Source organism: Microbacterium sp. SWDP-B6 (assembly GCF_059803615.1).
On record NZ_JAPFGV010000006.1, the window covers coordinates 42,345 to 60,626 of the forward strand.

Here is an 18,282-nt window from a genome sequence, read left to right on the forward strand (position 1 = left end):
ACCGTGGATCTCACCATCGGAATCATCGGCTTCGGCGCGCGCGCCACACTGCGCGAGGAGGTGCACCGCCCCGGCCAGGGGTCGCGCATCACCGCGGTCTGCGACCCGTCGGAGCGCGCCCGCGACGACGCTCGACGCCTCCTTCCGGATGCTCTCATCACCGACTCGCTCGACGAGCTGCTCGCCTCGGGTGTCGACGCCGTGATGGTGCTGACGCCGGATGACACGCATGCGGCGCTCAGCATCCGGGCCCTCGAGGCGGGCGTCGCGGTGTTCTGCGAGAAGCCGCTCGCGATCGACCTCGCCGACGCCGACGCGATGCTCGAGACCGCCCGCCGCACGGGCAGCCGCCTCTACATCGGCCACAACATGCGGCACATGCCGGTGATCACGCTGATGCGCGGACTCATCCAGGACGGCCGGATCGGTGATGTCAAGGCCGTGTGGGTGCGCCACTTCGTCGGGCACGGAGGCGACTACTACTTCAAGGACTGGCACGCCGACCGCCGCCGGACCACAGGTCTTCTTCTGCAGAAGGGGGCGCACGACATCGACATCATCCACTGGCTGGCGGGTGCCTACACCGAGCAGGTCGCCGCGATGGGCGAGCTCAGTGTCTACGGCGACATCACCGACCGGCGGGATCGCACGGGCGAGCGCATGCCCGACTGGTTCAGCGTCGACAACTGGCCGCCCACGTCGCTCACCGGGCTCAACCCGGTGATAGACGTCGAGGATATCTCGATGGTCAACATGCGGCTGTCCGGTGGCATCCTCGCCTCGTACCAGCAGTGCCACTTCACACCCGACTACTGGCGCAACTACACGGTGATCGGCACCGAGGGGCGCATCGAGAACGTCGGCGACACCGCCGGCAGCGAGGTCAGGTTGTGGAACCGCCGTCACCGCGGTGCGGCCGACGCCGACGAGACGTTCCTCGTCCCCGAGTCGGAGGGTGCAGGGCACGACGGGGCGGACGCGCTGCTCGTCGCCGAGTTCCTGCGCTTCGTGCGCGACGGAGGAGCCACCGAGACCTCGCCGGTGGCCGCGCGCGAAGCGGTGGCGGCCGGGATCCTCGCCACCGAGTCGCTGCGCGGCGACGGCTCGGCGATCACGGTCCCTCAGCTGGACGAAGACCTCGTCGCCTACTTCGAGCGCGGCCAGGTCGAGTAGGCGGCGCGAGCGGCAGCTGTCGCACCAGCGGCGCCCCGAGCGAACCCTCAGGTTCGGAATGCAGAATGTACAAAAGTACATGTACGCCCGTACAGGGGTGATCGCTGGGGGTCCGGAATGAGCGATGGCACGCGCCGCCGCCGCGACCCTGAAGCGCGCCGTCGCGAGATCGTCACCGCGGCCGCCGAGCTGATCGTCGAGATCGGCGTCGACGCTCTCACCCACCGCAAGGTCGCCGCGCGCGCCGGGGTTCCACTCGGCTCGACGACCCAGTACTTCGCCACCCTCGACGACCTGCGCGAGGCGGCGATCGGGGCGTTGGCCGTCGAGATCGAGGCGCGCATCGACGCGACCCGGCAAGCCGTGATCATCGAGGGAGTGACGCCCGAGGGGATCGCCCGCCTGGTGCGCCGAGGGCTCGACGACGCGCGTGCGGTGCAGGCCGACCGTGCCGTCGTCACCGCGGCCGTGCACGACCCGCGCGTCCGACAGTTCGCCCGGCTCTGGTCCGACGAGATCGTCGGCTTCATCGCCCCCGTTCACGGAGTGGACAGGGCCAGGGCCGCAGCCGTCTTCATCGACGGCGTACTCTGGCACTCTCAGATCCACGACGAGCCGCTCGACGAAGAGCTCATCCGCGACGCCCTCGCCGGGATCCTCACTCCTCAGGCGTCCACTTCAGCATCCACCGCCGCAGCATCCGCCTGATCAGCAGAGAGAGAACCCGCCTTGTCGAACCTCGCCGTCCTGAGCCTCAAGAACCGCGCACTGATCGCGTTGATCACGATCGTCGCCGCCGTGTTCGGCGGGCTCGCTCTGACGAACCTCAAGCAGGAGCTCATCCCGTCGCTCGAGCTGCCCAACCTGATGGTCATGACGACCTACCCCGGCGCCTCGCCCGAGGTCGTCGAGAACGACGTCTCGACGCCCATCGAGTCGGCGATCCAGGGTGTTCCGGGCCTCGAAGGCACCACTGCCACCAGCACAACGAACGCCTCGATCGTGCAGGCGACGTTCGCCTACGGAACGAACCTCGCGACGGCAGAGCAGAAGATCCAGCAGGCGATCAACCGCATCTCGGGTCAGCTTCCCGAAGACGTGAGCCCGCAGGTGCTGACGGTGTCGATCGACGACTTCCCGGTGATCCAGGTCGCCGTGACCGGCTTCGAGGATGCCGAGAACGCGCAGGCGGAGCTGCAGAACGTCGCGATCCCCGAGCTCGAGGACGTCGACGGCGTCAACGCCGCGGAGATCATCGGCGGCGTCGGCCAGCGCATCACGATCACGCCCGACGTCGCGAAGCTCGCGGCGGTCGGTCAGAGCACGCAGGCCATCACCACGGCGCTGCAGCAGAACGGCACGCTGTTCCCCGGCGGCGACATCACCGAGAACGGTCAGACGCTCACCGTGCAGACCGGTGCGAAGATCACGTCTGTCGATGAGCTGGCGGCGCTGCCGCTCGTCGGCACGAGCGAGACGATCGGCGATGTCGCCACCGTCGTGCAGGAGACCGACCCCGTCTCGTCGATCTCGCGCGTCGACGGCAAGGACGCCCTGTCGATCTCGATCACCAAGCTGCCGGCGGCGAACACCGTCGAGGTGTCGCAGGGGGTCATCGCCGCGCTCGACACGCTCGAAGAGGCGTTCCCCGACGCGAAGTTCACGATCATCTTCGACCAGGCGCCCTTCATCCAGCAGTCCATCGAGACCCTCGCCACAGAGGGCCTGCTCGGACTCGTCTTCGCCGTGATCGTCATCCTCGTGTTCCTGATGTCGATCCGCTCGACGCTGGTCACGGCGATCTCCATCCCGACCAGCGTGCTGATCACCTTCATCGGTCTGCAGGCGTTCGGGTACTCGCTGAACATCCTCACCCTCGGCGCGCTCACGATCGCGATCGGCCGCGTGGTCGACGACTCGATCGTCGTGATCGAGAACATCAAGAGGCACTACGTCGGCGATGCCGACAAGGGAGACGCGATCCGGCTGGCCGTGCGCGAGGTGGCGATGGCCGTCACCTCGTCGACCATCACCACGGTCGCCGTGTTCCTGCCGATCGTGTTCGTCGGTGACATGGTCGGCGAGCTTTTCCGGCCGTTCGCCATGACGGTGTCGATCGCGATGGTCGCCTCACTGTTGGTGTCGCTGACCATCGTGCCGGTGCTCGCCTACTGGTTCCTCCGCCCGGGCAAGCCGCTGCTCGACGAGAACGGCGTGCAGATCGACCCGGAAGACCCCGACGCGCCGCCGACGCGGCTCCAGAAGGCATACCGCCCGATCCTCGGGTGGACGCTGAAGCACTCCGGGCTGACCGTGATCCTCGCGGTCGTCGTACTCGGCGCGACGCTCGCCGCCGCACCGCTGATGAAGATCAACTTCCTCAGCGACTCGGGCCAGAACACCATGACCGTCACGCAGGACCTCGGTCCGACCGCGAGCCTCGAGACCAAGTCGGAGGCGGCGATCGCCGTCGAGGACGCGCTGCTCGACATCGACGGCATCACCCACGTGCAGGCCTCGATCGGCTCGAGCGGATCCGCTCTGCGCGACGCGTTCTCCGGCGGAGCCGGCGTGACCTACTCGGTGCTCACCGACGCGGATGCCGACCAGGAGAAGCTCCGCGCCGATGTGCAGGATGCCATCGAGGGACTCACCGACGTCGGAGAGGTGTCGGTCGCCGCGTCTGCCGGACTCGGCTCGAGCGACATCGAGATCACGGTCTCGGCATCCGACTCCGAAGACCTGCAGACCGCGACGACCGCCGTCATCGACGAGCTCGACGGTCGAGACGGCATCGGACAGGTCACCGACAACCTCGCCGCAGCGCTGCCCTACCTCGCCGTGGTCGTCGACCGCGACGCCGCGGCGCAGCGCGGACTGTCCGAAGTGGCCGTCGGATCGATCGTCTCGAACACGATGCGCCCGGAGCAGGTCGGAACCGTCGAGATCGACGACACCGCGCTGACGGTCTACCTCGCGGCGTCCGAGCCGCCGACCACCGCGCAGGCCCTGCGCGAGCTGGCCGTCCCGAGCGCGACCGGTGTGGTGCAGCTGCAGGACATCGCCACCGTCGAGGAGCGCAACGGCCCGACCTCGATCACCACCGAGCAGGGACGCCGCACCGCCACGATCACGGTGCCCCCGGCATCCGACAACCTCGCCGTGGCGACCCAGTCGGTCACCGAGGCGCTCGCTGCGGTCGACCTGCCTGACGGCGCATCGGCCGAGGTCGGCGGAGTCGCCTCGCAGCAGGCCGACTCGTTCTCGCAGCTCGGACTCGCGATGCTCGCCGCGATCCTGATCGTCTACGTCGTCATGGTCGCGACCTTCAAGTCGCTGCGGCAGCCGCTGCTGCTGCTCGTGTCGGTGCCGTTCGCGGCGACGGGCGCCATCCTGCTGCAGATCGTCACGGGAGTGCCGCTCGGTGTCGCGTCGCTGATCGGTGTGCTGATGCTCATCGGCATCGTGGTGACGAACGCGATCGTGCTCATCGACCTCGTGAACCAGTACCGGGAGAAGGGGCTGTCGACCATCGACGCCGTGAAGGCCGGTGGCGAGAAGCGTCTGCGACCCATTCTCATGACAGCGCTCGCGACGATCCTCGCGCTGACACCGATGGCGCTCGGCATCACGGGTCATGGCGGCTTCATCTCGCAGCCGCTCGCGATCGTGGTGATCGGCGGACTCCTCTCGTCGACCGTGCTCACGCTGATCGTGCTGCCGACGCTCTACAACCTCGTGGAGGGTGCGAAAGAGCGACGCCGGGCCCGTAAGGCGGGTTCGGGTGACGACGGGTCTGCGCCGACGAAGGATGCCGAGCCGTCGGACGGGCCCGTGCCTGCCGATGGCCTGGCGCTTGCGGGTGCCTCCAGTGGCGGTGCCGCTCCGGCCTCGGAGTGGCCGCACGCGAACCAGCTGACGCGGCGCGAGCTTCGCGAGCGCGGCGAGTAGCCGCATCCGCCGTCCACGATTCAGCACGACTGAGCTCGATGCCCGCCCGGAAGCGTTTCCGGGCGGGCATCGGCGCGTTTCTTGCTGAGTTGTGAACCGGGGCGGTCGAGGTCAGTCGAGTTCAGTCGAGCGTGATGCCCCATTCGAGGGTCCAGGTCTCACCGGGATTCAGGCGGCGCAGGCCGACTCCGCTGTTCAGTGCATCGGCCGGCGCGGTCATGGGCTCGATCGCGACGGCGAGGGACTGCCCCGGATACTTGTCGGTCGTGTAGACCTGCACGACGTCGAATGCCGCACCCTGCCAGAGGGTGAGTCGACGCCCGTCGGGTGCGGTGAGTGAGTGACGAACGAGTCCGTCGGCGTCGCGCTCGAGGTCGGTGAACCCGGTGTCGAGAGTGATGTCGCCGAGGCGCACGCCGTCGCGAAGCGCCCCCTCGGCCGGGCGCGTGCCCACGGGCAGCATGCGCTCGTCGGTGTCGATGGCAGTCTGCGCCGGAACCCGCAGCACGAGGTCATGGGGATCCACGTCGCCGATCGTGAGGAACGGGTGCGTGCCGAGCGCGACCGGTGCTTCGGTGGCAGAGCGGTTGGTCAGCGCGTGCGTCACGTCGATCCCGTCGGCGCGCAGCACGTAGGTGACACTCGTCTCGATCAGATACGGGTAGCCCGTCTGCGGGAAGATCGTCGCGCTCAGCGTCGTCGCCGACGCGGAATCCGCGATGTCGTAGGCCGCGAAACGCAGCAGGCCGTGACTCGCGTTGCCGAACTTCGGCTCGGTGATCGCCAGCTGCCGCTCGGTGCCCTCGTCGTTCCAGAGTCCGTCCCTGACCCGGTTCGGCCAGGGCGCGAGCACCACGCCGGAGCAGGAGGGGGTGGGCGAGTCGAGCGGATACGGAGCGATCAGATCGACAGCGCCGATGCGGAGGGAGCGGAGCGAGGCGCCGACCTGCGCGATCTGAGCGCTGACGTCGCCGAGCTGGAGGTGCACCTGTGTGCCGGTGGGGGATGCGGAGTTCACTCCGCAATCGTATGGCGACCCGCATCCGCCATGGGGCAGGGGAGTCTTTCAGGTGCGACCGCTACACTTGATGCGTCGGCTTCGGACACCCGCGCAGTGCGCGGACGTTTTTGTGTAAGAAGTGTGAGTCCAGGGGCCGATGGTGAGCGTCGCTCGACGCTAATCAACCATCACATGAATGGCCCCGGCCGCTGACAGTCCGGAAACCCCGCGTGGTCGCATCCCACCGCGCGCAGGGTACCGCGCGTGTGCGCGGCGCCGTTCTCGTGGCGAGAACTCAGAAGGACACACTCATGCCCAAGAACAAGAAGCCCCGCGGCGGACGCCCCTCCGCCAACTTCGAGCCGCGTTACGGCGCGAACAAGACGTCGTTCCACGACCGCCACAACGGTGGCCGTGACGGCGCGCGCGACACCCGCGATTCGCGTGATGCACGCGGTGGACGTGCGGATGCCGGTGAGCGGCGCACTCCCGCGGCCGGATACGACCGTCGTCCCGGCAGCCGCAGCGTCGGCCACCGCGGCTACCGCCCGGCCGAAGAGGGCGCCGCACCCAAGCAGCGCTGGTCGTCGCAGGAGCGTGCGGGTCGCGACGAGTCGCGCGGCATCCGCAACCGTGCCGAGTCGGGTCGCCGTGAGGCACCGCACAGCCGTGACGACCGTCCGCGCTACAACGACCGCTCCTCCGCGGGCTTCGACCGTCCGCGCCGCGATGACCGCGGCGGACAGCGTCCGACCGGTCCCGGCACGTACCGTGATGAGCGCGGCGGCCATCGTGACGAGCGTCCGCGCCGTGACGACCGCGGTGCCGGCACGCAGCGCCAGGGCTTCCGCGATGGCGATCACCGCGACGGCGGACGTCCGGGTCGCGACGACCGCCGTGACCAGCGTTCCGGTGGCTTCCGCGACGACCGCGGTGGCCAGCGCTTCAACCGCGACGACCGCCCGCAGCGCGACGACCGCGGCGCTTCCGAGCGTCCGCGCTTCAACCGCGACGACCGCGGCGCATCCGAGCGTCCGCGCTTCGACCGCGCAGCATCCGAGCGTCCCCGCTTCGACCGTGACGACCGTCCTCGTCGCGACGACCGTGGCGCAGGCCCGCGCCGTGATGACCGTGGCGGTGCCGAGCGTTCTGAGCGCTCCTACGACGCCGACCGTGCGCGTCGTGCCTTCGACCGTGACCGCACTCAGCGTTCGATCGAGGGTGGCCGCGACGAGCGTTCGCGTCCCTCGACCGGTGGCGCGTACCGCACCGATCGTCCCCGCCCGCTGACGTCGGACACCCGTGGACGGCCGTCGCGCAACGAGCGCCCCAGCCGCAACGACTGGAACGCCACATCGAGTGCGGCCCCCGCCAAGAAGTTCGAGCCGACCGACGACGTCGTGCACGAGCGCCTCGAGGCGAAGTCCGTGGCGGCCGTCGAGGTCGACGGTGTGACCTTCGGCGACCTCGGTCTCGGATCCAACATCGTCGAGACCCTCGCCGGCATGGGCGCGGCGACGCCGTTCCCGATCCAGGCTGCCAGCATCCCGGCAGTGCTCAAGGGTCGCGATGTCCTCGCCCGCGGTCGCACCGGCTCGGGAAAGACCATCGCGTTCGGTGCTCCGCTCGTCGAGCGTGTGCTGCAGTCGCAGGCGGGCAAGCGCCGCGAATTCGGCCGCAAGCCCCGCGCGATCATCCTCGCTCCGACGCGCGAGCTCGCGCTGCAGATCGACGGCACGATCCAGCCGATCGCCCGCAGCGTCGGCCTCTTCACCACGCAGATCTACGGTGGCGTGCCCCAGGGCCGCCAGGTGGGCGCGCTGAAGAAGGGCGTCGACATCGTCATCGGCACACCCGGTCGCATCGAGGACCTGATCAACCAGGGCAAGCTCGACCTCTCGGACTGCCGGATCGCCGTTCTCGACGAGGCCGACCACATGTGCGAGCTCGGATTCGTCGAGCCCGTGCAGCGCATCCTGCGTCACACGGCCGACGGCAGCCAGAAGCTCCTCTTCTCGGCCACGCTCGACCGTGAGGTCGCGGCCCTCGTCGACGAGTTCCTCGTCGACCCGGCCGTCTACGAGGTCGCAGGTGAAGATCAGGAATCGAGCACCATCGAGCACCGCGTGCTCGTCATCGAGCACCGCGACAAGGCCGACATCCTCACGTCGCTGGTCGATCGCGCGGGCAAGACCCTCGTCTTCGCCCGCACCCGTGCGTATGCCGACATGCTCGCCGAGCAGTTCGACGACGCCGGCATCCCCGCGGTCTCGCTGCACGGTGACCTCAACCAGGCCAAGCGCACGCGCAACCTCGAGCGTCTGACGTCGGGCCGCGTGAACGTGCTCGTCGCCACCGACGTCGCCGCCCGCGGCATCCACGTCGACGACATCGATCTGGTCGTCCAGGCCGACGCACCCGACGAGTACAAGACGTACCTGCACCGCTCGGGCCGCACCGGTCGCGCCGGTCGCTCGGGCCGCGTCGTCACGCTGATCACGCGTCAGCGTCAGCGTCGCATGACCGAGCTGCTGCAGCGCGCCGAGATCGACGCTCCGTTCGAGAACGCTCGTCTGAACGACGACCTGATCGAGGAGATCGCCGGTCGCATGCCGACCGCGTCAGACCTCACGGCCTGATCCGCCGCCGACGAAGGCCCTGTCCCCGCATCCGCGGGGGCAGGGCCTTCGTCATGTTCGTCCGGTTCGCCGGGGCTGTGTGCGTCGCCGGATCGGCGGCACGGGGCGTGGGGTCCCGCCCTCTTCGGCGCGTGTGATCTGCTTCGGCGCGTGGGGCGACGTCTTCGGGAGGAGATCTGCGCCTCGGGAGGACTCATCGGTCGGAATCGTCCGCCGGAAGCGCAGTCGTCCGCCCGAAGCGCAGTCGTCCGCCGGAAGCGCAGTCCTCCGCCCGAAGCGCAGTCGTCCGCCCGAAGCGCAGTCCTCCGCCGGAAGCGCAGTCGTCCGCCCGAAGCGCAGTCCTCCGCCCGAAGCGCAGTCGTCCTCCCAGAAGCGCAGCCCTCCGCCCTGCGCTCAGCCGAGCTGGTGCTCGTGGATCGCTGTGGTCAACGTCGTGCCGTTGAGGTCGAGGTAAAGCACCTGCTCCGTGACGGTGAGCGTCATGGTGTTGCGGCGCTCGATGAGCGGTGCGGCGGAGTCGATGAACCCCGCATCGAAGCTGAAGACCCGGATGTCCTCCGAGCGGTGGATGCGCTTGTCTGCCCAGGGGGCCATGACCTTCGCGGGATCGCGATGCGTGTAGACGACGGTGCGCTCTGCCAGTCGGCTGCCGTAGTGCAGGCGCTCGGCATCGGGCGCTCCGATCTCGATCCAGGCCGTGATCTGGCCGGTGAGGTCGCGGACGAGGACGGCCGGCTCGTCGGTCTGCGAGATCCCGCCGCCGAATGCGATGCCTTCTGCGAATTCGAGACCGTAAGCGAGCACGCGGGTGAGCATGTACGCATCGGTCTCCGACGGATGCCGTGCCGCACGCAGCGAGAAGTCGTCGTACACACCGCGATCCATGTCGGCCAGTTGGACTTCGAACGTGTGCATGGTGGAGCCGATAGCCATATCGTCCGAGCCTACGCGCCCGGGGCGCTGGCCGCCGACGCGTCCTGTTCCCTCAGAACAGCATCGGCTGCGCAGGGGCGGGCGACGGGGTGAACGCCGGCGCCGGGCGTCCGTGCGGCGCGGACGCCCGGATGCCGCGCACCGGGTAGTCGTCTTCGTGCTGGCCGTCGAGCCCGTGCAGCCTGATGAGCGGCCGCGCCCGCTTGGCGAGCCATTGGCGATAGCCCTTGGGTGCCTCGGCCGAGACGCCCGGATACAGTCCACGGTACGACGAGACCAGGTCGGGACGGAACTCGCCGAGCCACTGCATGAACCAGGGCTTCACGCCGGCGCGCAGGTGGAGAGCGCCGTAGATGACGCGATTCGCTCCCGCCTCCTTGATGCGTCGCAGCGCTGTGTCGATGGCCTCGACGGAGTCCGTCATGTGGGGCATGATCGGCATCAGGAACACGGTCACCCTGAAGCCCGCATCCCGGAGCGCTCGCACCGTGTCGAGTCGAGCCTGCGTCGTCGGGGTGCCCGGTTCGATCGCCTTCTGCAGCTCGTCGTCGTACATCGCGATCGACATCTGGATGTCGACGGGCACCCGCTGGGCCGCCTTCGCCAGCAACGGGATGTCTCGCCGGATCAGCGTTCCCTTGGTGAGTATCGACATCGGGGTGCCCGACGCGGCGAGGGCGTCGATGATCCCCGGCATCAGCTTGTACCGGCCCTCGGCGCGCTGATACGGGTCGGTGTTCGTCCCCAGAGCGACGGTCTCGTGCTCCCAGCTGCCTTTGCGCAGCTCTCTCTCCAGCACTTCGACGACGTTCACCTTCACGACGATCTGAGAGTCGAAGTCCGAGCCGCCATCGAGATCGAGGTATTCGTGGGTGCCCCGAGCGAAGCAGTAGACACACGCGTGACTGCATCCGCGATACGGGTTGATGGTCCAGGCGAACGGCATGCGCGATGCGCCGGGAACATGGTTGAGCGCGGACTTCGACAGCACCTCATGGAACGTCATGCCCGCGAAGTCGGGAGTGGTCACCGTGCGGAGCACCCCTGTGCGTGCCTCGAGGCCGGGCAGGGCGGCGTCATCGACATCGCCGAGTTTCTGCCCTTGCCACCGCATGCCGATAATTCGAACATACTTACGATGGAACGTCAACCCGGGGTGGGAGTTCTGTTCGATCGGACTTAAGGGACAATGGAAGCATGTTCTTCCCGCCGCAGCCTCAGCATGCGGCACAGCGCTCTCCGATCCGCGGACCCGCCTTGCCCATCGGTCTTGCGGTGACGGCGATCGGCGTCCTGCTGTCGATCGCGGGCGCGCCCATCGCCGCATCCGCGCCCGCGGAGATGGCGATGCCGGAGCCGCTGGTGGTGCAGGAGGTGCCGGCGGTCGAGGTCGGTGCGACCACCGCGGCCGATCCGTGTTCGGAGCCGAGCGTGCTCGAGGCGATAGCGGTCGCCGACGATTCGGCGATCATCGCCGGCTTCGGCGGCGGCGAGAGCTTCCGGGCCGCCGTCGTCGCGGGCAACGCGCCCTGCATCGCGCTCGACGACCCCGCTCATGTCTGGGTGGTCGTGAACAAGGCGCGTCCCCTCGCTCCGCTCTCTTTCGCGCCTTCGTCCCTCGCCGACCTTCCGCTGCAGATGACGACTCGCTCGGGGCAGGCCCGCACAGACGTCGCCGCGGCAGTCGGAGAGATGGCCGATGCCGCCGCCGCCGAGGGAGCGGGCCGCATCGGCGCGAACAACGGCTACCGGTCATACGACCTGCAGGTCGCGACCCACGCATCGCATGTGCGCAACAGCGGCCAGGCGGGGGCGGATGCCTCGTCGGCGCGTGCCGGGCACAGCGAGCATCAGACCGGGCTCGCACTCGATCTCGTGGCCTGCGACTCGTCGTGCGGAGCCATCGAGTCGTTCGGGGCGACCGTGCAGGGCGAGTGGATCGCGGCGAACGCCTGGGAATACGGCTTCATCGTCCGATACGAGCAGATCGGTTCGGGGATCACCGGGTACAAGCCGGAGCCGTGGCATCTGCGCTACCTCGGACGCGAGCTCGCGGCCGCCTACCATCAGGGCGGATATCACACGCTGGAGGAGTTCTTCGGGCTCCCCGCCGCTCCCGATTACACCCACTGACCGCGTCTCGCGCATGTCCGGATCGGCCCGATTGCGGCATCCGACAATCGCGGTACCCAGTCCCACGGATTGTGGGATGCATTCTCACAACGGGCTGTCGTGGTGTCGGCGACCCGGCATAGAATCGCCGGAGCAAAGACGCACGAACGTTCAGGAGGACGCAATGGAACGCGACATCTACGAAGAGGATCACGAGGCATTCCGCGACCTCGTCAAGGACTTCGTCAAGCGCCACGTGAGCAACGAGGCGATCGAGCGGTGGGATGCCGCGGGTGAGATCGACCGGGCGACCATGCTGGCGGCGGGCGAGGCGGGCCTGATCGGACTGTCAGTGCCCGAGGAGTTCGGCGGAGCCGGGATGCTGCAGGACTACCGATTCCGCACGGTCGTGATGGAGGAGGTCATCGCCTCCGGCGCGGGTTCGCTGGCCGGCGCCTTCGGCATCCAGGACGATCTGGCTGTTCCGTACCTCGTGCACATGGGCACGCAGGAGCAGAAGGAGAAGTGGCTGCCCCGCATGGCCACCGGCGAGGTTCTGGGTGCGCTCGCCATGACCGACCCCGGCGCCGGCTCCGACCTGCGCGGCATCAAGACCAACGCCAAGAAGGTCGACGGCGGCTACATCCTCAACGGCGCGAAGACGTTCATCTCCTCCGGCTCGACGGCCGACGTCGTCGTGACCTTCGTCAAGACCGGCGAGGGCAACCGTCCCGACGCCTTCAGCCTGCTGCTCGTCGAGAAGGGCATGGAGGGCTTCGACCAGGGCAAGAAGCTCAGCAAGATGGGCTTCCACGGCTGGGACACGGCTGAGCTCAGCTTCACCGACGTGTTCATCCCCGACGAGAACCTCATCAGCGGCAAGGAGGGGCAGGGCTTCATCCAGCTGATGCTCAACCTGCCGCTCGAGCGCCTCTCGATCGGCGTCGCCGCGGCCGCGGCCGCTCAGGCCGCCCTCGACTGGACCGTCGCCTACACGAAGGACCGCGAGGCGTTCGGCGAGCGCATCGCCGACTTCCAGAACACCCGCTTCCGGCTCGCCGACATGGCGGCGACCACCGACGCGATGTGGGCGTACATCGATCGCGCACTGCTCGCCTACAAGAACAGCACGCTCAGCGCCGAGGACGCCGCGAAGGTCAAGTTCTGGGCGACCGAGCGCGAGTGGGAGGTGCTCGACATGGGCGTGCAGCTGCACGGCGGCTACGGCTACATCATGGAGTACCCGATCGCCCGGGCCTTCACCGATGCCCGCGTGCACCGCATCTACGGCGGCACGAACGAGATCATGCGCGACCTCGTCGGTCGTCAGATCGTCGGCAAGCGCTGACGCATCGAAGATTCGAAGGGCCCCGGATGTCGGCATCCGGGGCCCTTTCTCGTGGTGCCGGGTCCACCCCGAGTCGGCTCGTGGGCGAGTGGATCGGCTTCGCTCCGCACATATTCCGCGGGCAAGAGCGACGCACCGGAACCGGATGCCGGAGCACGGCACGCCGCGAGTCGGCATCCGAAGCTGTGTCCGGACGACAGGCACCTGACGGGGTCCTGCCCCGGTCAGCGGGGCAGCCGTGCTCCCACGCCGGCCTTGCGCAGGCGGTCGGCGATCAGGATGCCGAGTGCAGTCGCCCCGAGGCAGCTGGCGAGGGTCACGGCGAAGAACGTGACCTGCAGGGGCAGCTCGAAGCTGCCGAGGTTGAACGAAGTCCAGGCGAGCACCGGGTAGACGATGCCGACGATCGCGGCGCCGAGATAGTGCAACCAGGTTCCCCAGTAGCGCCAGAGCACGAAGAGGAACGGCAGCTCGGTGAATGCCGCCCACCAGAGGTTGGTGGCGACGCTGCTGAAGCCGTATCCCGAGAACGGGACGATGACGAGTCCGGCCAGCAGGCCCACCAGCAGGCCGACGAGAGGGCGGCGCAGCAGACGCAGGGCGATGACCGAGGGGAGCAGCCAGAGTCCGGCGAGCCCGACGCTGACGAACGGGAGACCGGGGAAGAGGATCGTCGAGATCCAGTTCGCCGGCGCGAGCAGCGCTCCACCGGCGACACCGAGCGCGGCACATGTCAGGAGGATCGCCGTCGGGAACCGGAAGCGCGAGCGTCCGCCGCCGGTGGGTGGTCGATTCTGCATCCCAGAAGGCGATTTCGGATGCGTTTTTGACCGCTCACCACCGTCGGGGGCCGAATCCGCGTAGGGGTTCGAGTCCGCGGCATCCGCTCCGGTCATGCCATCCGCGCCGCTCATGCGAGGGGCTCCGCTGCCGCTTCGCGGGCTGCCTTCGACGTCGGCGACGCAGCGCCGATCTTCCAGTACCCGCAGAAGCTGACGTCGTTCTTGTCTACGCCGCGCTCGCCCACGAGGTGCTTGCGCGCACCGGATGCGAGCGACTGCTCGCCCGCCGCGTAGGCGTGGAACGGCGCGTCGGGGAGCGTCAGCTCGCGCAGTCGAGCCAGAGCGAAAGACCCGGGGTCGAACTCGTGCGGGCGCACCAGCCAGACCAGGTCGACACCGGCCGGATGCGGGAAGTCGAGCGCGTCCTCCTCGGACGGCACCTCGATGATCGCCGTGCCCGTGGCGTGCGCGGGCAGCGACGCGCAGATCGAGGCGATCGCCGGCAGCGCCGTCTCGTCGCCGACCAGCACGACGCGGTCCGTTCCGCGCTGCGGGTTGAACGTCAATCCTTCGTCGATGATCAGCACGTGCTCGCCGGGCGCACAGGTCTCCGCCCATCGCGAGGCGGGGCCGGCCGTGCCGTCGGCCGCAGACCCGTGCAGCACGAAGTCGACGTCGATCTCGGCGCCCGACTCCGCCGTCGCCGGGCGGTGTGCGCGCACGCTGTAGTTGCGCATGACGGGGCGTTCGCCGTCGGGGATGCGCAGGAACTTGAGATACCCGAACATCTTGTTCGCCTTCGCGGGCACCCGGTCGAGGCCCGCGTCGCCGCCGATCGGCAGGAACAGTCGGAACCACTGGTCGAATCCCATCGGGTGGAACTTCTTGATCTCGCCTCCCCCGAGGGTGACTCTCATCCAGTGCTCGGAGAGGCGCTGGGTGCGCAGCACGCTGAGGTGGATGAGCTCGGACGATTCGGGCTTGACCAGTTTGCTGTATGCCATGCGGGCGCCTTTCAGGGCAGCTGCCAGGGGAAGAAGAGCACGAAGATCGCGGCGGATGCGGCGATCGACGCGATGATGAAGACGGTGTCGCGGGTGCGGAACGGCACGAGATGACGCTCGGTGCGTGTCGGGTGGGCGCCGAAGGCGCGGGAGTCCATGGCGAGAGCGACGCGCTCGGCGTGGCGGATCGCTCCGGCGAGCAGCGGCACGATGTAGCCCCAGCCTCGGGCGATGCGCGCGAACGGACCGCTGCCGCCGTGATGACCGCGCACCCGATGCGCGGCACGGATCACAGCGAGCTCGTGGCCGAAGCGCGGCACGAAGCGGAAGGCGGCGAGGGCCGTGTAGCCGATCCGGTAGGGCACGCGCAGCTGCTGCACGCTGGCGCGCACGAGGTCGGGGCCGGTGGTGGTCAGGCCGCCGACGAGGGCCAGGGCGACGATCGCACCGAGTCGGAGGGCGGTGGCGAAACCGATCTCAAGAGCGCCTCGGTACAGCGTCCACTCGCCGATCTGCAGCGCGGCACGGGTGTCGTCGACGAGCGACGCATCGACCCACAGCGAGAACCCGACGCCGATCGCGAGCATGCCGATCGGCAGCGCGACGAACAGCAGCGCGGCCGTGCGCCAGGTCACGCGGGAACCCGCGACGATCAGCGCGAGGGACAGCACCAGGAAGGCGGCGGGTGTCGCGAGGTCGCGCACGAAGATCAGCAGCACCATGGCCGGGGCGACTCCGGCGACCTTCGCCAGCGGGTTGAGCGCATAGAGGAACTGGCGCGGAGAGGATGCCGAGACGGCGGCGTACGGGTCGAAGACGTGCGCGCTCATGCGATCGCCTGCCCCGCTTCGGCCAGCACGCGCTGCAGCGCCGGGAGTCGGAGCCCCGCCTCGACGAACGCCGCCTCATCGCGGAAGAGCTCGTCGGTGCGATCGGCGGCGTGCACTCGACCGTCCTTGAGGATGACGGTGTGCGACGTGTGCTCGGCGACGAGCTGGAGGTCGTGGGTCACGATGACGATCGTCGTTCCCTCAGCGCGCAGATCGCGCAGCAGCGCGAGGAGCTCGGAGGCCCGCGCGCGATCCTGACCGAAGGTCGGCTCGTCGAGCGCCAGCACCTGCGGACGGGTGATGAGAGCCGTGCCGACCGAGAGGCGTCGCTTCTCTCCGCCCGACAGCAGGAACGGGTGCACGTCGGCCTTGGCTTCGAGTCCGAAGCGGGCGAGCATGGCATCGACGCGCTCGCGCGTCTCGGCATCCGGGGTGTGCCGCAGTCGAAGCCCGTGTGCCAGCTCGTCGAACACCGTGTGGGCGATGAACTGGTGCTCGGGGTTCTGGAACACGAACCCGATGCGGCTCGCGAGCTCACGCGGCGACGCCGAGCCGGGGTCGATGCCGTCGACCGTCACCTGGCGCTTCGGCGGCGGCACGACTCCGGCCAGCGCCTGCAGCAGGGTGGTCTTGCCTGCGCCGTTGGTGCCGATGATCGCGGTGAGGGTTCCCGGCTCGATGTCGAGATCGATGCCGTGCAGGATCTCGGTGCGGTGGCGGCGCACGGTGAGACCGCGGGCGCTGATGATCGGTGCGGTGTCGCCGGTCTCGGTCGTCGAGCCGCGACCTGCGTCCGTCTGCAGGACCGTGGCACGAACGTCGGGCGAAACAGCGTCGTCTGGTCCTGCATCCGTGCCTCGGTCCTGCAGACGGTTCGGGCGGGAGGCGGCGGACGAGGCCGCGCCCGGGCTCTGCAGGTGGTTCACCCGCGTCACGGTCAGCGCCGCGGCGAGCTCGGAGGGGGTGAGGGGGAGTTCGTCGAAGTGCGCCCCCGCATCCTGCATCCGCAGAGCAGCCAGAGTCGCACCCGGCAACCAGACCCCCATGGCCATGAGCTCGGGGGCGTGTGTGCGGATGATCTCGGCCGCCGGGCCGTCGAACGCCACGCGTCCGGCACGGTCGAGCACGATCGTGCGGGTGACGAAGCCCATCGCCGCGTCGAGGTTGTGCTCGACGAGCAGGATGGCCCGATCGCCGGCGGCGACCACATCGGTCAGTGCGGTATAGACATCGTCGATGCCCTGCGGGTCGAGGTTCGCGGTCGGCTCGTCGAGCACGATCAGGGGCGACCCCATGGCCAGTGCGCAGGCGATCGCGAGGCGCTGACGCCCGCCGCCCGACAGCCGGTCGGGGTTCTCGTCCCGTCGCTCCCACAGGCCGACGCGACCGAGAGCGTCCGCTGTCCTCGTGTGCACCTCGTCGAGGGGGAGCAGCAGATTCTCGGGTCCGAACGCGACCTCGTCGTAGACGGTGCCGGTGACGATCTGCGCATCCGGGTCTTGGAAGACCATCGCGACGTGGGTGCTCAACGACGCGGTGTCGGCTTCGGCCGTGCTGACGCCGCCGGCGTCGACCGCGCCCGTCATGGTCGCCGGCACGGCATGCGGGACGAGCCCGTTGAGTGCGAGCGTGAGCGTCGACTTGCCCGAACCGGAAGGGCCGAGGAGCAGCACGACCTCACCGGTGCCGATGTCGAACGTGACGTCGTGGGGCGAGGGGCGCACCGCACCGGCGTGGGTGATCGAGAGGTCACGCACGCTGAGAAGGGGCGCGGATGAGCGCACGGCATAACCCCGGTTTCGGCGGATCGGTACCGTTCTAACTTAGCTGAGCCTTACCTGAATCGCCACGCGCCGGATCGCGCGCGATCGACGCTCAGCGCCGGGCCACGCCTGCCCGGCTCAGGGCGCCTCCGATCGCCAACCCCACGGCCGTCCAGGCGATGGGGCCGAGCACCGAGATCACGAGATAGGCGATCTGCGCCCATGGCGGCAGCACGGCCAGGTGAGCGGCGAAGAACACCACGACCGCCACGATGACCCCGATGACCCCGGCCGAGATGAAGAAGCGCCACGCCCCCCACGAGCGGTACCGCGTGAGTGCGGCGATGCCCTCCTGGATCGCGCCGAACAGCAGCGCGGTGCCGATGAAGCGCAGCGTCCAGGCCGGGTTGAAGGCGCTCGAGATGAGCGCGGCGATGACGTGCGTGACGAGTGCGACCAGGGGGCGGCGCAGCACCTCCTGGGCGATGATGCCCGGAAGGACGTGCGAACCGAGGACCAGGCCGTAGAGGAATGCGGGGCCCGCGAGAACAGGGAGCGTGATCCAGCCGGCGATCCCTCCGAGGAGGCCCGTGGCGACGCCGATCGCGGCGCAGACCAGCAGCACGCGGGTCGTCAGGACGGGGGAGGATGCCACTCGTCCAGCCTACTGTCGACCATCGGCGACACGGCTGGCCGTTCGTCCAGGAATAATCCCCGACTCTGGTGTGTGGACGGAAGCCCGGCGTA

14 protein-coding genes are annotated in these 18,282 nt (G+C 68.9%); 6 read left to right on the forward strand and 8 right to left on the reverse strand.

Translation table 11 applies throughout. The features are described 5' to 3' along the window. Positions 1-3: 3 nt before the first annotated feature. The 3 genes from OPU70_RS09860 to OPU70_RS09870 all read left to right on the forward strand — a co-directional run bounded on the left by OPU70_RS09860 (position 4) and on the right by OPU70_RS09870 (position 5,124). A complete protein-coding gene (locus OPU70_RS09860) occupies positions 4-1,173 on the forward strand; it encodes a Gfo/Idh/MocA family protein (RefSeq protein WP_309693506.1) in 1,170 nt (389 codons plus the stop codon). Between the two features lie 117 nt (positions 1,174-1,290). Further along, positions 1,291-1,881, forward strand: coding sequence for a TetR/AcrR family transcriptional regulator (locus OPU70_RS09865; RefSeq protein WP_042537962.1), 591 nt, complete (start codon positions 1,291-1,293; stop codon positions 1,879-1,881). Positions 1,882-1,902: 21 nt separating this feature from the next. After that, a complete protein-coding gene (locus OPU70_RS09870) occupies positions 1,903-5,124 on the forward strand; it encodes an efflux RND transporter permease subunit (RefSeq protein ID WP_042537960.1) in 3,222 nt (1,073 codons plus the stop codon). A 121-nt stretch (positions 5,125-5,245) separates the two neighbouring features. Here the strand turns inward: OPU70_RS09870 and OPU70_RS09875 are convergent, their stop codons facing one another. After that, positions 5,246-6,142: an aldose 1-epimerase family protein gene (locus OPU70_RS09875; protein ID WP_056375485.1), complete on the reverse strand. Its 897-nt coding sequence runs from the start codon at positions 6,140-6,142 to the stop codon at positions 5,246-5,248. Positions 6,143-6,435: 293 nt separating this feature from the next. Here OPU70_RS09875 and OPU70_RS09880 point away from each other — a divergent pair, with 293 nt between their 5' ends. Next, positions 6,436-8,763 carry a DEAD/DEAH box helicase gene (locus OPU70_RS09880; protein ID WP_079113894.1) on the forward strand — a complete coding sequence of 776 codons (2,328 nt, stop codon included), beginning with the start codon at positions 6,436-6,438 and terminating at the stop codon, positions 8,761-8,763. A gap of 393 nt (positions 8,764-9,156) precedes the next feature. Here OPU70_RS09880 and OPU70_RS09885 read toward each other — a convergent pair whose 3' ends face one another. Continuing rightward, positions 9,157-9,696, reverse strand: coding sequence for a YaeQ family protein (locus tag OPU70_RS09885; RefSeq protein ID WP_042537956.1), 540 nt, complete (start codon positions 9,694-9,696; stop codon positions 9,157-9,159). A gap of 52 nt (positions 9,697-9,748) precedes the next feature. Then, on the reverse strand, positions 9,749-10,810 hold the full coding sequence (locus OPU70_RS09890; RefSeq protein ID WP_498557651.1) for an Rv2578c family radical SAM protein: 1,062 nt from the start codon (positions 10,808-10,810) through the stop codon (positions 9,749-9,751). An 83-nt stretch (positions 10,811-10,893) separates the two neighbouring features. Between OPU70_RS09890 and OPU70_RS09895 the strand changes: the two genes are divergently transcribed. After that, positions 10,894-11,829, forward strand: a complete 936-nt coding sequence (locus OPU70_RS09895) for a M15 family metallopeptidase (protein ID WP_042537952.1) — start codon at positions 10,894-10,896, stop codon at positions 11,827-11,829. 163 nt (positions 11,830-11,992) lie between these two features. Then, positions 11,993-13,156, forward strand: a complete 1,164-nt coding sequence (locus OPU70_RS09900) for an acyl-CoA dehydrogenase family protein (protein WP_042537950.1) — start codon at positions 11,993-11,995, stop codon at positions 13,154-13,156. 224 nt (positions 13,157-13,380) lie between these two features. Here OPU70_RS09900 and OPU70_RS09905 read toward each other — a convergent pair whose 3' ends face one another. From OPU70_RS09905 to OPU70_RS09925, 5 genes are all read right to left on the reverse strand, one after another. Next, entirely contained in the window at positions 13,381-13,956 is a 576-nt protein-coding gene (locus OPU70_RS09905) for an ECF transporter S component (protein ID WP_056375490.1), read from the reverse strand. 110 nt (positions 13,957-14,066) lie between these two features. Continuing rightward, positions 14,067-14,942 (reverse strand): siderophore-interacting protein, encoded by an 876-nt coding sequence (locus OPU70_RS09910; RefSeq protein WP_498557652.1) that lies wholly within the window; start codon positions 14,940-14,942, stop codon positions 14,067-14,069. Positions 14,943-14,953: 11 nt separating this feature from the next. Continuing rightward, positions 14,954-15,772 (reverse strand): energy-coupling factor transporter transmembrane component T, encoded by an 819-nt coding sequence (locus OPU70_RS09915; RefSeq protein WP_475433628.1) that lies wholly within the window; start codon positions 15,770-15,772, stop codon positions 14,954-14,956. Then, on the reverse strand, positions 15,769-17,556 hold the full coding sequence (locus OPU70_RS09920) for an ABC transporter ATP-binding protein (RefSeq protein ID WP_498557653.1): 1,788 nt from the start codon (positions 17,554-17,556) through the stop codon (positions 15,769-15,771). Before OPU70_RS09920 ends, OPU70_RS09915 begins: the two co-directional genes overlap by 4 nt. Before the next feature lie 91 nt (positions 17,557-17,647). Continuing rightward, on the reverse strand, positions 17,648-18,190 hold the full coding sequence (locus tag OPU70_RS09925) for an ECF transporter S component (RefSeq protein WP_042537937.1): 543 nt from the start codon (positions 18,188-18,190) through the stop codon (positions 17,648-17,650). Positions 18,191-18,282 lie beyond the last annotated feature (92 nt).

Excerpts from the sequence above, each read along its gene's own strand:
- OPU70_RS09865 (WP_042537962.1), top strand. The coding sequence starts at position 1,291 with ATGAGCGATGGCACGCGCCGCCGCCGCGACCCTGAAGCGCGCCGTCGC.
- OPU70_RS09880 (WP_079113894.1), top strand. The coding sequence starts at position 6,436 with ATGCCCAAGAACAAGAAGCCCCGCGGCGGACGCCCCTCCGCCAACTTC.
- OPU70_RS09885 (WP_042537956.1), bottom strand. The coding sequence starts at position 9,696 with ATGGCTATCGGCTCCACCATGCACACGTTCGAAGTCCAACTGGCCGAC.
- OPU70_RS09890 (WP_498557651.1), bottom strand. The coding sequence starts at position 10,810 with ATGCGGTGGCAAGGGCAGAAACTCGGCGATGTCGATGACGCCGCCCTG.
- OPU70_RS09895 (WP_042537952.1), top strand. The coding sequence starts at position 10,894 with ATGTTCTTCCCGCCGCAGCCTCAGCATGCGGCACAGCGCTCTCCGATC.
- OPU70_RS09900 (WP_042537950.1), top strand. The coding sequence starts at position 11,993 with ATGGAACGCGACATCTACGAAGAGGATCACGAGGCATTCCGCGACCTC.
- OPU70_RS09905 (WP_056375490.1), bottom strand. The coding sequence starts at position 13,956 with ATGCAGAATCGACCACCCACCGGCGGCGGACGCTCGCGCTTCCGGTTC.
- OPU70_RS09910 (WP_498557652.1), bottom strand. The coding sequence starts at position 14,942 with ATGGCATACAGCAAACTGGTCAAGCCCGAATCGTCCGAGCTCATCCAC.
- OPU70_RS09915 (WP_475433628.1), bottom strand. The coding sequence starts at position 15,772 with ATGAGCGCGCACGTCTTCGACCCGTACGCCGCCGTCTCGGCATCCTCT.